Source organism: Enterobacter sp. MGH 37 (assembly GCF_000534515.1).
GTDB lineage: Bacteria > Pseudomonadota > Gammaproteobacteria > Enterobacterales > Enterobacteriaceae > Enterobacter > Enterobacter kobei.
Window position 1 is genome coordinate 1,797,282 of sequence record NZ_KI973206.1, and the last position, 12,997, is coordinate 1,810,278.

Genomic DNA, 12,997 nt, shown 5'->3' on the forward strand with positions numbered 1-12,997 from the left:
GGCCGGGTCAGGCGCAGCCGCCACCCGGCGATGTTCAACTCAACAGGGCAAGCGTCTGCCGTTTCGGCCTTTCCAGCAACGCCACCGCCTCCTGGTACGTCCGCACGTTGTTGTAGCCCATCACCAGCCCGTAGCGTTTTCCCGACCCGCGATACCATTCGGAGAGCGCGTTGACCTGCAGCTGCTGTTCCTGCCAGCAGCGCGCCACTTCCCGGTCACAACTTCCTTTGGTCAGAAACGCCACGATATGCATCCCGCCGTCGTTCTGCTCGGTGAAAAACAGATCGCCATAGACCTCGCGCAGGGCGGCAATCATCCAGTCGCGGCGGGTCTGATACAGCGCGCGCATCTTTTTCAGGTGACGGAAAAAATGGCCTTCGTTGAGAAATGCGGTGAGGATCTTTTGCGTCAGCACCGGCTGGCCGCTGGTGGTAATGTCCGCACAGTCGGTAAACGCCCCGACGGTGCTGGCGGGCATCACCACGTATCCCATGCGCAGCGACGGCATGATGGTTTTGCTGAAGGTGCCCATAAAAATTACCCGGTCGTGCTGGTCGAGGCTTTTCAGCGACGGCAACACCTTGCGGGTGTAATGAAACTCGCCATCGTAATCGTCTTCGATGATCCACGCCTCGTTCTGGCTGGCCCAGTCGAGCAGCTGCTGTTTACGCGGCAGGGAGAGCGTCACCGCCAGCGGGCTCTGGTGCGACGGGGTGACGAGGGCAAAACGGGCGTCGCGATGGTGGCGGAGGAGGTATTCCGTGTCCATGCCGCAGCGATCGACCGGCACCGTGTGCAGACGCGGCACGATCCGCTTCAGGAGCTGCTGGCCCATAAAATAACCCGGATCTTCGAACACCACCTTGTCGCTGCGGCTGGCGAGCGTGTCGAGGATCAGGCGCAGGCTGCCGCTGTAGCCGCTGGTGATGAGCACCTGCCCGGCGGTGCAGGACAAGCCACGCGAGATATTGAGATAGCTGGCGATGGCCTGGCGCAGCGGGTACCAGCCCAGAACGGGCGGGTTAAGCATCTCCTCCTGACGCATGGCGCGCGTCGCCTGGCCTGCCAGCAGCAGCCATTTTTTGTACGGAAAGCTGTCGAGGGATGGGATGCCAGGGCGCAGAAACCCTGCCCGCTCGCGCTGGCTGATAAGCGATGCCGGAAGCGTACCGGTAGGCTGTTCCGTTGGGGCAGGACGCTCCGGCAACAGTAAGTCCGGGTTGACCCGCGTGCCGCGCGCGCCCTGGCTAACCAGATACCCTTCGCCCGTCAGAATGGCATACGCCGTTTCGACCGTTTTACGCGCCACCTTCAGCTCTTCGGCCAGCACGCGGATGGCGGGCACTTTGTCGCCCGGCTTGAGCACGCCGCGCGTAATGTTGTCGCGATAGCGGGAGTAGATCTCGTGATAGCCCGGCTTCATGTCCTACCTCATTTCACGCTTTTTGTGTCTTTTTACTATGTCATGAACGGCGTAGATTTGCCTCATCGCATCACCGATGCCGCACAAAAAAAGAGGAAAGACCATGAGCACTCGCGTCAACCACCATAAAGTTACACCTGCCCTCGCTAACGCACTGTCTGCCCTGAGCATGGAGGTGGCGAAAACCTCCATCGACCCGGCGCTGAAGCACCTGATCGACATTCGTGTGTCGCAGCTGAACGGCTGTACCTTTTGTCTGGATATGCATTCGAAAGAGGCCAAAATTGCCGGCGAACGCGAGCTGCGCCTGTACCATCTGGCGGCCTGGCGTGAATCCCCGCTGTTCAGCGCCCGCGAAAAAGCCGCGCTGGCCTTTACCGAAGCGCTGACGCAGATTGGCGTGCATGGCGTGAGCGATGCCCTTTACCGCAGCGTGGCGGAGCACTTCTCGGACGTTGAGATTTCAGAGCTGAACTTCGCCATCGTGGCGATTAACGCCTGGAACCGTCTGGGAATTACCTCCCGCATGGCGCCAGGCTCGCTGGATGCGGCTTACGGGTTGAATAAAGCTAACCTGGAATAATGCCGCGCTCGCGGATCATCGCCATCAGCGCCCGTAACCCTGGCGGGACGTGGCGATGACCAGGATAGTAAAGGCGCAGCCCGGCAAACGGCTGCGTCCAGTCGTTTAGCACGCTCACCAGTTCCCCGCTCTCAAGCTCTTCCTGGATATAGAGTTCCGGCAAAAATCCCACGCCTAACCCCGCTTTTACGGCGCGGATCGAGGCGAAAAGATCGGACGTCGCAAAGCGCGGCGGCACGGCAAGCGCGTACGTTTCCCCCCGACGGGCCAGTTCCCAGCGGTAGATCCCGCCGTGAGCCATACGCATGCCGATCCCCTGATGTTGCAGCAGATCGTCCGGCGTTTGCGGAATGCCGTGACGTGCGAAGTAATCTGGCGTGGCGGTGACGAGCTGGCGGATCTCCCCTGTCAGCGGTACGGCGATCATGTCCTGCGGGATGGACTCTTCGAGGCGGATCCCCGCGTCGTAACCCTCGGCGACGATGTCGATCATGCGTGCTTCACTGACGATCTCCACGCGCATTTTCGGGTAGCGGATCATAAAGTCGATCAGCAGTTGGTCGAGAAAAAGCGAGCCGATATGGTTCGGCACGTTCAGACGCAGCGTTCCGGCAGGTTCCCCGGTGTCGCTGTGGATCTCCTCACCCGCGAGGCGGATTTCCTGCAAGGCCGGCCCCACGCGCGCCACGTAGCGCTGCCCGGCGTCCGTAAGCGCCACGCTGCGGGTGGTGCGGTTAAAGAGGCGAGTCTCAAGGCGGCTCTCCAGCCCGGCGATGGCATTGCTCACCGCCGTCGCGGACATCCCGAGCTCCTGCGCCGCGCCGCGAAAACTGCCGCGCCGCACCACGGCCATCACCACTTCCAGCTCTGTCAGACCTGAACGATGCATTGATTATCCTGAAAATCGAAACAACCCTTGCAGCATAGCGTGGATTATCGCAACGGAGAAGCCGTGCCAGACTGTGCTCACACAGCCTGAGGAGGTTTATATGCACCAGATCGAACAGATTTTTATTAACGGCGAGTTTGTTACCCCGCACGGCACCGAATGGTTTGATTTGTATAACCCGGCGACGGCGCAGGTTATTGGTCAGGTTCGTCTGGCGGATGAGGTTGACGCCGGACGCGCTATCGCGGCGGCGAAGGCGGCGTTTCCGGCGTGGTCAAAGACCACAAAGCCGGAACGCATCGCGGCGCTAAAACGCATGCACGCCGCCGTGGTCGCTCGCCACGACGATCTGCTGGAAGCGATCGTTGAAGAGTATGGTGCGCCCGCCTCGCGTTCCGCCTGGATGGCCCGCTATCCGGCGGAGGTGATTGCCCAGGCCGTTGAGGCGCTGGAGGCGTTTGAGTTCGAGACAACCGCGGGGGCCGCGACGGTACAGATGACGCCCCTTGGCGTGGCCGGGCTGATCACGCCGTGGAACAGCGACGCGGGTTTTATCTGCGGCAAGCTGGCGGTCGCGCTGGCGGCAGGCTGTACGGCAGTGATTAAGCCGAGCGAAATGAGCGCCCTGCAAACCCGGATTGTCACCGAAGCGTTGCGCGATGCTGCTTTGCCGCCGGGCGTGTTTAACATTGTCACTGGGCGCGGTGAAACCGTCGGGGACACCATCAGCCGCCATCCGGACGTGGCGAAAATCTCGTTTACCGGCTCGACGAATACCGGCAAGGCCATTCTGCGTAACGCGGCGGAAAGCTTTAAGCGCGTGACGCTGGAGCTGGGCGGTAAATCGCCGACGATCCTGCTGGATGATGTGGACTTAGCGCAGGCGATCCCGCTGGTGATTCAGGCCGGGTTTATGAACAGCGGGCAGGCGTGCGTGGCGGGAACGCGCATTCTGGTACCGCAGTCGCGTAAAGCGGAAATCGAAACCGCGCTGGCGCAGGCCGTGGCGGCGGTGAAATCCGGTGACCCGCGCGACAGTGCCACGGACGTCGGCCCGATGGTCAGCGAGAAGCAGTGGCTGCGGGTGCAGGGGTATATTCGTCAGGGGCTCGATGGGGGCGCACGGCTGCTGGCAGGAGGCGAAGGGCGACCAGCGGACATGCAGGACGGCTGGTTTGTACGCCCGACGCTGTTTGCTGACGTGAATAATGGCATGGTGATTGCCCGCGACGAGATTTTTGGCCCGGTGTTGTGCATCATTCCCTATCAGGACGAAGCGGAGGCTATCTCGATTGCCAATGACACCGAGTACGGCCTGAGCGCGATGGTGCTGGGTGGGGATGTGGACCGCGCCCGCCGCGTGGCGCAGCAGATTGTCTCCGGGCGCGTGCTGGTGAATACGCTTGCCCATGAGCCGAAAGCGCCGTTTGGCGGGTTTAAGCACTCCGGCGTGGGGCGCGAGATGGGTGAGTGGGGGATTCGGGCGTTTATGGAGCCGAGGTCGATCCTGGGCTAAAACCTGCCCGGTGGCGCTGCGCTTACCGGGCCTACAGGCGCTCGTAGGCCGGATAAGCGCAGCGCCATCCGGCAAAAACACTTCGTCAGTCGCCGAAGTATGAAGTTAATTTTCTCTGCATTCTCTCCTCACTATCACAACGGAGAGACACTTATGATCGCAGTCCTTTTCGAAGCCAAAGCGGAGCCTCATCATCAGGCCCGCTACCTGCAACTCGCCGCCGAACTCAAACATTTGCTGGCCGACATTGATGGTTTTATTGATATCGAACGCTTTCAGAGTTTGACCACCGACGGCAAAATCCTGTCCCTTTCCTGGTGGCGGGATGAAGAGGCCATCCGCAGCTGGAAGCAAAACGTCTTTCACCAGGCGGCGCAGGCCGAAGGGCGGGGATCCATTTTTGCGTACTATCGCATTCGCGTGGCACAGGTCGTGCGGGAATACAGTTCCGAAAACGGAGGGCAGGCGAATGTATGACGTTCACGTGATTTTCAGCGACATGCCCGGCGAGCTGGCGCGCTTTGGACAACTGTTAGGCCGTCACGGCGTGGGGCTGGAGGGGGGCGGCGTATTTGGTACCGATGCCCATTTCCTGGTGGAGGACGGAGAAAAAGCCTGCCGCGTGCTGATGGAGGCCGGATTTACCGTTCAGGCGGTGCGCAAGCCGGTTATCAGAAAACTCAGGCAGGAGCGGCCAGGCGAGTTAGGTGACATCGCGGCGGTGCTGGCGGCACGCGGTGTGTCTATTCTTTCCCAGTACAGCGACCATGCGAATCACCTTATTCTGCTGACGGATGATGATAAGCTGGCCGCAGAGATCACCGAACCCTGGGCGCCCCATGTTAAAAACGAACCAGCCTCCTGAGAACAGCGCGGCACTGGAACAGGCCATTGCGGCGGTGGCGGCGGCAATGGCCGATCCCTCGCGCGTGAAGATGCTCTGCGCGCTGATGGACGGGCGGGCGTGGACCGCTACCGAACTCAGCACTGCGGCAGATGTTGCGCCGTCGACCGCCAGCGGGCATCTCGCCCGGCTGGTGGAGGGAAAGTTGATTACGTGTTTATCGCAAGGGCGGCACCGCTATTATCGCCTTGCCGGGCACGACGTCGCGGCGCTGGTCGAGCAGATGATGGGGCTCTCCTGGAGCCGCATTACGCCGCCGGAAACGTCTGCGCCAAAAGCCCTGCGTGAAGCCCGCACCTGCTATAACCATCTTGCCGGAACGGTGGCGGTTCAGATCTATGATTTTATGCAGGCGGAAGGCTGGCTGGAGGATGACGGTTCCGCGCTCACCCTGTATGGCCGTGAGCAGTTTCTGAAACTCGGCATTCCATTAAATGCTCATCCCCATCGCAAGGCCTGCTGCGCCTGCCTCGACTGGAGTGAGCGACGGTTTCATCTTGGGGGAGACGCTGGCACGGCGCTGCTAACTTATCTGGAGAGTAAAGGCTGGATCCAGCGGGTGATGGGGTACAGGGAGGTGGTGGTGACGGCGTCGGGGAAAAGTGCCATTACCCGACATTTTAGCTTTAGCCGTTAAATTCCACTGCGGGCTGATGCCCTCACCGCGGCCCTCTCCCACAGGGAGAGGGAGAACGTCGTTTTCGCAATTCCTGCGCTTTCGTCCCTCGTTTCTTGATACTTACCCTGATAACTATTATCTTGACTGCGTGTGACGAGAGGGACTCCCTATGAGTGAAGAAGAACTGTTTAGCCGCAGGCCGATGGGTATGCGGATGGCGATGATCGTGCGTCAGTGGCGTGCGGTGATCGACGATGCCATTCTCGATACCGGGTTAACCCAGTCGAGCTGGACGGTGATGATGCAGCTTTTTCAACTTGGGGATAACGTCTCAATGAGTGAGCTGGCGGAGGTGCAGGGCATTGAACTGCCGCCGCTTATGCGCACGCTCACACAGCTGGAAAAACAGGGTTACCTGCTGCGCACCACATCGCCTTATGACAAGCGCATCCGGCTTCTGACGCTGACGCCTGAGGGAAAAGCCATTTTAAAAAGGCTTACTCAGGTGATTGAGACCTATCAGGCGCGGGTATCGCAAAATATCGCGCCGGAACATATCGAGATCTTCAGCGCCACCCTGAATCAAATCGCCTGTAATTTGCGGACAATCCGCGAAGAAGACAACAAGACCGAAAAATAATGACCCCTGAACAAAAGTTTGCCCGCTGGGTAAGGGTGAGTATTGCCTCTTTCCTGCTGATGTTTATCTATTTTGTCGTCGCGGATATCTGGATCCCGCTGACGCCGGACTCCACCGTGATGCGCGTGGTGACGCCGGTTTCTCCGCGTGTCTCCGGCTATGTGGCGGCCGTGCATGTGCACAACAACAGCCAGGTGAAGCGGGGCGATCTGCTGTTTGAACTCGACGACACGCCGTTTCGCAATAAAGTGGAAGCGGCGCAAATCGCGCTGGAGCAGGCTCGTCTTTCCAACCAGCAGCTGGACGCGCAGATCGCCGCCGCGCAGGCCAGCCTGAAAACCGCCGTGCTGACCGCGCGTAACGATAAAGTGACCTTCGAACGTTATCAGAAGCTGAGCACGTTACAGAACGTCTCGCAGGCGGATCTGGATAAAGTCCGGACCACCTGGCAGAGCAGCGAGCAGTCCGTCAGCACCATTCAGGCTAATATCCAGAACCTGCGTATTCAGCGCGGCGAGCGGGATGAACACCGCAACGTCACGCTGCAAAAATACCGCAACGCGCTGGATGAGGCGGAGCTGAATCTCGGCTGGACGAAGGTGTATGCTCAGGCAGACGGCACGGTCAGTAACCTGCAGTTAAGCCCCGGTTTTTATGCCTCCTCAGGCGCAGCGGCGCTAGCGCTGGTGAACAACCAGACCGATATCGTGGCCGATTTCCGCGAGAAAAGCCTGCGCCATACCCATCAGGGCACCGATGCCGCGGTGGTGTTTGACGCCTTTCCGGGACGCGTCTTCCGCGCCCACGTGACCAGCAGCGACGCGGGGATCCTCGCGGGTCAGGAGGCGGTGAACGGTCAGCTCTCCGAGCCGGAAACCTCGAACCGCTGGGTGCGTGACGCCCAACGCATGCGCATTCACGTCATGCTGGACGAGGCGCTGCCGAAGCCACTGCCGACCGGCGCGCGGGCGACTGTCCAGCTCTATAACAGTGAAGGGCCGTTTGCGCGCTTCTTCTCCGGGATGCAGATCCATCTGGTGAGCCTGCTGCATTATGTCTATTAATACGCTGGCGCGGGTGTTCACCCCGCACGGTAACATCGTCTACACGGCAAACGACTTTCGCCAGACTTTGCGCATCGTCTTTGCAGGGATGATTGCGCTGAGCATTTCCAGTTTCTACAACACCAGCTACGGCGTGTTTTTTGTGGTCTACCCGATCATGCTGCTCTCGCTGGTGCCGGTCTTCAACCGCCATGTGGCGAAGCAGTTTATCTTCAGTGCATCGCTGAACTGCGTTGAAATGGTGATTATCATCGGCTATCTGTCGCAATGGCCGGTCATCATGACGCTGGTGGTGTTTGCCCTGTACGTCATGCGTTTTCGCTTTATGAGCAAAGGGCCGCTGTTCCTGTTCGGGTCGATGGGCGTAGTGTGCCAGAGCGTGATGCTCAATTTTATGAGCTACCCCACCACCAACTGGCACACACTGCTGTTTTCCAACATCGAAGCGAGCGTGATGGCGGTGTGCCTGAGTGCGCTGATGAACTATCTCCTGCCGGACGTTGAACCCCGCAAGCCGCCGCCATTGATTGAGAAAGACGATGCCCGCGTGCGCCATGAGTCGCTGCTCTCCGGCACCGTCGCGACGCTGATTTTCGTCGTTTTTCAAATCAGTGACTTAAGCGATTCCCTCTCGGCGCTGATGGCCGGGATTTTGATCCTGTTCCCGATGCACTATCGTGGCGCGGTGATGAGCTCCATCTGGCGCGTGGTCGGCGTGGTATTGGGCTGTCTTTATATCCTGGTTGTCCAGCTCATCCTCTACGACCACAGTAGCCATATGCTGCTCATGATGCCGCTGATTGGCCTTGGGCTGGCGTTTGGCGCACGTCTGCATGTGATGGAGAAAGTAGGCGCAGGCGTAGGATTTTCCAGTATTACCACCATTGGCATTATGTTCGGGCAGAACATGCACCCTGACAGCGACCTGGTGTTCAGCGATCTTTATCGCATCACCTCCGTCACGTTTTCGCTGGTGGCGACGCTGACGATGGTCTTTCTGGTGCATTTGATCCTGAATCGCTTCGAGGCGACGCGCTATATCATCGCGCCGCCCAAAGCGGATTAATGTCCCAGCACGACAGGCAGATGCGAGAGTAAAAACAGGATCAGGCCAATCGTCCCGCCCACCAGCGTACCGTTGACGCGGATAAACTGCAGATCTTTGCCGATATTCAGCTCGATCTGGCGGGACATGTCTTTAGCATCCCAGCTTTTCACCGTGTCGCTGATGTGGCGGGTCAGGAACGCGGCGAAATCCGGCGCGACGCGGTGCGCGGCCTGCTCCAGATGCTCGTTCAGCGACGCCCGCAGGCTGGCATCGTTTGTCAGCGTTTCGCCAAACCACAGCCCGGCGTTGGCGATGCGCTGCTTCACGCGCGAGTCTTCACTTTGCATATCCGCCTTCAGCCACTGGCGCAGATCGGCCCACATTTCCCCCAGATAGCGGTTAAACGCCTCGTCATTTTTCAGGTAGTGCTTGATGTTGTCGGCTTTCGCCGCCATTTCCGGATCGTTTTTCAGGTTGTCGATAAGCTTCAGCGTGGCCCGGTCGAACGCCTGACGGATCTGGTGCGTGCGGTCGTGGCTGATATCGTCCAGCAACGTGTTCACCGCATTCGATACCATCTCTGCACTCTGATCGCCCAGCCACTCGGTGGGCAATACCATCGCTTTGCGGGGATGCTCGGTCTTCAGCCAGTGGACGATCTGGTCAGAGATAAATTCCCGCGTGCTGTCGCGCTGAATCAGGGTAATCAGGCGGTTGATGATGGCATCGAGCAGCACCTGGTGGCGGTTGTTTTTGGTCATGCTCTCCAGCATCACGGCGCTGGTTTCGGTGAAATCGACCTTATCGATGGCCTTATGCACCGCGCGTTTGAGCATCCGCTGAATGCGCCCGTCGTCGGTCAACTCAAGGAACCCGCTCATCACCTGCATCAGATGCAGCCCAACGCGCTGGGCGTTGTCAGGCTTGCTGAACCAGGCACCGATCATGTGCGCGGGTTCATAGCGGCGGATTAACGCTACCAGGGACTGGGTGTCCAGAAACTTCTCCTGCACAAACTGGCCAAGATTGTCGCCGATACGGTCTTTATTGCGCGGGATAATCGCGGTATGGCGCGCGATAAACGGAATGGGGACCCGGCGAAACAGCGCAACGACGGCGAACCAGTCCGCCAGTGCGCCGACCATCGCCGCCTCGGCAATCGCCTTTACCCCGCGCACCCAGAAAGTCTGCGGCAGGAACAGAGTGAAGATAAACGCCGCGGCGGCAATCAGCAGCAGCGACAGCGCGAGAAGCTTAGCGCGTTTGAGTTCAGCTATTTTTTCCATGGGTTAAGGATAGAGGGAGACGGGAAGAAAATGCAAAAATCGCCACAGCACCCACCCGCCAAACCCCATCAGCACCACGCCCGCCGTGCGTTCAATCCACCAGAGCGCACGGCTGAGCTTCTGTTGCACTGCTCGCAACCCCATAAGCGATACCAGCGCCAGATCCCACACCAGCACCACCATCACCATCCAGACGCCGCAGGTTGCCTGCTGAAGCAGCGTGACGTCTGGCCCCAGTAACGCCGTCATCAGCGCCAGATAGAACAGCGCGTTCTTCGGATTAAGCAGTGCCGAGCCGAGCCCCAGCAGGATTTGCTTACGCAATGCGGGAAGCCGCTGATGAGTTTCATTCAGCGCCAGCGTCTGCGGTCGGCTGCGCACCAGGTGCGAGCCAATCCACAGCAGGTACAGCGCCCCGGACAGTTCGATTAGCGTAAACAGCCACGTAAACTGGCGCAGGGCGCTCCAGCCGACAATCACCAGAACAATATAGAGCGCATTACCCGCGGCGATGCCGAGGCACAGCCCGGCGCTGCCGCGCAGTCGGTAGCGCGCAGCGTAGCCCACAAGCAAGAAGAAATCCGGACCCGGGCTTAACAGCGCAACAAAATGCGCCAGCGCCAGGGCGAGAAAAGCGGAAGGGAAGAACAGTTCCATAGTGACCTCATAGCCGTAACTGAGATCACCTTACGGTGTTACGTATCCTGATTATTGTCTGATATTGATCGTCCTGTGGCGTACTGGCGCGGCGTAGCGGCGCTATAGCGAACGAAGGTCTTATGGAAATGGCTCTGATCGGCAAACCCACTCTGGTAGCTCACGTCGGCAATATCATCCCCGGCGCGCAGCCGTGCTTTGGCGTATTCCACGCGGGAGATATTAAGGAAGCTGGCTGGCGTCAGCCCGGTGTCCTGCCGGAAGGTACGAATCAGCGTCTCCTTGCGTAGCGAGAAGCGTTGAGCCAGTTCATCAAGTGAAGGCGGTGCAGCCAGATCGGCAAGAAGTGCCTGCTGAATATGCTGGCTGGTTGAACGCAGCGCATCAGGGTTATCCGCACGGTGGGGAAGGGCAGAAAGCAGCCTGTCCACGGATGCAGGCGACATTGTCTCAACAATATCAAGGAAGTGCTTAAAGAACGTAGCTTTACGGATCACCTGGAGTGCCAGAGGACGATCGGTGTCGATATAGAGCATATGGTAGCTGCGCGCTTGCCCGGCGATGGGGTTGCAGCTGTGCGGCGCATAAGCCGGGATCACAATCAGATCCCCGGGATGAAGGATGTACTCCCTGTCATGGCACACGCAGCAGGTCTGGCCTTCCACGATCGCGCCAATAGAGAGTTGAGGATGACAATGACGTTTGTAGGCCTGCATGCTCTGCCATGTGCTGCGCAGCTCAAGGCCTGAGGCGCGGTGAAAAGTCTGGAGGATGTGTCGGGTATCGGTCATGGGAACTCCTTCTGGACGTTTTTTATACCACGTCAGGGAACCGTCTGGCAGCGCTTCATTAGGAACCGTCCGGATATACCCAACTTTACGTCCATAGCCAGTCATGTTGACTACCCTTAATACCCTAAGCGGTAAAACATGGAGATTCGATATGGCTTATCAGACAGTAAATCCTGCCACTAACCAGCTCATCAAAGAATACCCCTCACATACCGACGCGGATATTGAAGCGGCCCTGAAGGCGGCTGATGCGCTTTACCATTCTGACTGGGCGAAAGGCGACATCAACCAGCGTCTCCCGGTGTTGCATAAGCTTGCCGACCTGATCGACGAGCGCGTGGACGATCTGGCGAAAATCGCCAGTCAGGAGATGGGTAAGCTCATCGAGCAGAGCCGCGGCGAGGTGAAGCTGTGCGCACAAATCGCGCGCTACTACGCCGACAACGCGAAGCAGTTCCTGGCGCCGGTGAAGTATCCTTCTGAACTTGGGGAAGCGTGGGTGGAGCATCACCCCATCGGTGTACTGATGGCCGTTGAGCCGTGGAACTTCCCGTACTACCAACTGATGCGCGTTCTGGCGCCGAACCTGGCGGCGGGGAACCCGGTCATCGCCAAACACGCCAGCATTGTACCGCACTGCGCTGAGACCTTTGCCCATCTGGTACGCGAGGCGGGTGCGCCGGAAGGGGCGTGGACCAACCTGTTTATCTCGTCCGATCAGGTGGCGAACATCATCGCTGACGATCGCGTCCAGGGTGCCGCGCTGACCGGTTCCGAAAAAGCCGGTAGCGTCGTGGCCGCACAGGCGGCGAAGCACATCAAGAAATCCACGCTGGAATTGGGCGGTAACGACGTCTTCGTGGTGCTGGATGACGCCGACCTCGAAAAAGCGGTGAAGACGGGGGTCAGTGCGCGCCTCAACAACGCCGGGCAGGTCTGTACCGCGGCGAAGCGCTTTATCCTGCATGAAAAGATTGCGGATGCCTTCCTGACTAAATTCACCGAGGCGTTTAAGCAGGTGAAAATCGGCGATCCGCTGGACGAAAGCACCACGCTGGGACCGCTCTCGTCTAAAGATGCGCTGGAAACGCTGACCAAACAGGTTAACGAGGCGGTGAAAAACGGTGCGACGCTGCACTATGGCGGTAAACCTGTTCAGCGTGACGGCAGCTTCTTCGAGCCGACGATTCTGACGAATATCTCTCGCGACAACCCGGCGTATTTCGAGGAGTTCTTCGGTCCGGTGGCCCAGATGTATGTGGTGAAAAACGACGACGAGGCCGTCGCCCTGGCGAACGATTCACACTATGGCCTGGGTGGGGCGGTATTCAGTCAGGATATCGAGCGCGCGAAGAAAATGGCGTCGCGGATTGAGACCGGGATGGTGTACATCAACTGGCTCACCGATACCGCGCCAGAGCTGCCGTTCGGCGGCGTGAAGCGCTCCGGTTATGGACGCGAGCTGTCGGATCTGGGGATAAAAGAGTTTGTGAACCAGAAGCTGGTGGTGGTGCGTAAGTAACGTCATCGCCTTTCTTGCCGGGTGGCGCTGCGCTTACCCGGCCTACAAAACCCGT

Annotated in this window: 14 protein-coding genes; 9 read left to right on the plus strand and 5 right to left on the minus strand. The window is 59.1% G+C overall.

Annotated elements, in window-relative coordinates; all coding sequences use genetic code 11:
• Window positions 1-34: 34 nt before the first annotated feature.
• Window positions 35-1,423, minus strand: a complete 1,389-nt coding sequence (locus L383_RS02855; protein WP_023331931.1) for a MocR-like pyridoxine biosynthesis transcription factor PdxR — start codon at window positions 1,421-1,423, stop codon at window positions 35-37.
• A gap of 103 nt (window positions 1,424-1,526) precedes the next feature.
• Between L383_RS02855 and L383_RS02850 the strand changes: the two genes are divergently transcribed.
• Window positions 1,527-2,006 (plus strand): carboxymuconolactone decarboxylase family protein, encoded by a 480-nt coding sequence (locus L383_RS02850; RefSeq protein WP_014882392.1) that lies wholly within the window; start codon window positions 1,527-1,529, stop codon window positions 2,004-2,006.
• Here the strand turns inward: L383_RS02850 and L383_RS02845 are convergent.
• On the minus strand, window positions 1,993-2,895 hold the full coding sequence (locus L383_RS02845; RefSeq protein ID WP_023331932.1) for a LysR family transcriptional regulator: 903 nt from the start codon (window positions 2,893-2,895) through the stop codon (window positions 1,993-1,995). The two genes, L383_RS02850 and L383_RS02845, sit on opposite strands and share 14 nt — an antisense overlap.
• 100 nt (window positions 2,896-2,995) lie before the next feature.
• Here L383_RS02845 and L383_RS02840 point away from each other — a divergent pair, with 100 nt between their 5' ends.
• From L383_RS02840 to L383_RS02810, 7 genes are all read left to right on the plus strand, one after another.
• A complete protein-coding gene (locus L383_RS02840) occupies window positions 2,996-4,411 on the plus strand; it encodes an aldehyde dehydrogenase family protein (protein WP_023331933.1) in 1,416 nt (471 codons plus the stop codon).
• A gap of 153 nt (window positions 4,412-4,564) precedes the next feature.
• Complete coding sequence (locus L383_RS02835) at window positions 4,565-4,888, plus strand: antibiotic biosynthesis monooxygenase family protein (protein WP_023331934.1); 324 nt, start codon at window positions 4,565-4,567, stop codon at window positions 4,886-4,888.
• Window positions 4,881-5,276, plus strand: a complete 396-nt coding sequence (locus tag L383_RS02830) for an amino acid-binding ACT protein (protein WP_023331935.1) — start codon at window positions 4,881-4,883, stop codon at window positions 5,274-5,276. The genes L383_RS02835 and L383_RS02830 overlap by 8 nt, the downstream gene beginning before the upstream one ends.
• The gene (locus L383_RS02825) at window positions 5,251-5,952 is read left to right on the plus strand and encodes an ArsR/SmtB family transcription factor (protein ID WP_023331936.1); all 702 of its coding nucleotides are present in this window, start codon (window positions 5,251-5,253) and stop codon (window positions 5,950-5,952) included. Before L383_RS02830 ends, L383_RS02825 begins: the two co-directional genes overlap by 26 nt.
• A gap of 151 nt (window positions 5,953-6,103) precedes the next feature.
• Complete coding sequence (locus tag L383_RS02820; RefSeq protein ID WP_014882398.1) at window positions 6,104-6,574, plus strand: MarR family winged helix-turn-helix transcriptional regulator; 471 nt, start codon at window positions 6,104-6,106, stop codon at window positions 6,572-6,574.
• On the plus strand, window positions 6,571-7,638 hold the full coding sequence (locus L383_RS02815) for an HlyD family secretion protein (RefSeq protein WP_087529102.1): 1,068 nt from the start codon (window positions 6,571-6,573) through the stop codon (window positions 7,636-7,638). The genes L383_RS02820 and L383_RS02815 overlap by 4 nt, the downstream gene beginning before the upstream one ends.
• A complete protein-coding gene (locus L383_RS02810; RefSeq protein ID WP_014882400.1) occupies window positions 7,628-8,704 on the plus strand; it encodes a DUF2955 domain-containing protein in 1,077 nt (358 codons plus the stop codon). Before L383_RS02815 ends, L383_RS02810 begins: the two co-directional genes overlap by 11 nt.
• On the opposite strand, the gene L383_RS02805 is transcribed toward L383_RS02810, so the two are convergent.
• Genes L383_RS02805 through L383_RS02795 form a run of 3 tightly spaced genes read right to left on the minus strand, consistent with a single transcriptional unit; the run spans window position 8,701 to window position 11,420 of the window.
• Complete coding sequence (locus tag L383_RS02805; RefSeq protein WP_023331938.1) at window positions 8,701-9,972, minus strand: DUF445 domain-containing protein; 1,272 nt, start codon at window positions 9,970-9,972, stop codon at window positions 8,701-8,703. The genes L383_RS02810 and L383_RS02805 overlap by 4 nt on opposite strands.
• A 3-nt stretch (window positions 9,973-9,975) precedes the next feature.
• Entirely contained in the window at window positions 9,976-10,629 is a 654-nt protein-coding gene (locus L383_RS02800) for a LysE family translocator (protein ID WP_023331939.1), read from the minus strand.
• A 38-nt stretch (window positions 10,630-10,667) separates the two neighbouring features.
• On the minus strand, window positions 10,668-11,420 hold the full coding sequence (locus L383_RS02795; protein WP_023331940.1) for an AraC family transcriptional regulator: 753 nt from the start codon (window positions 11,418-11,420) through the stop codon (window positions 10,668-10,670).
• Window positions 11,421-11,571: 151 nt separating this feature from the next.
• Between L383_RS02795 and L383_RS02790 the strand changes: the two genes are divergently transcribed.
• Window positions 11,572-12,942, plus strand: coding sequence for an NAD-dependent succinate-semialdehyde dehydrogenase (locus L383_RS02790; RefSeq protein WP_023331941.1), 1,371 nt, complete (start codon window positions 11,572-11,574; stop codon window positions 12,940-12,942).
• The last annotated feature ends 55 nt before the right edge of the window (window positions 12,943-12,997 follow it).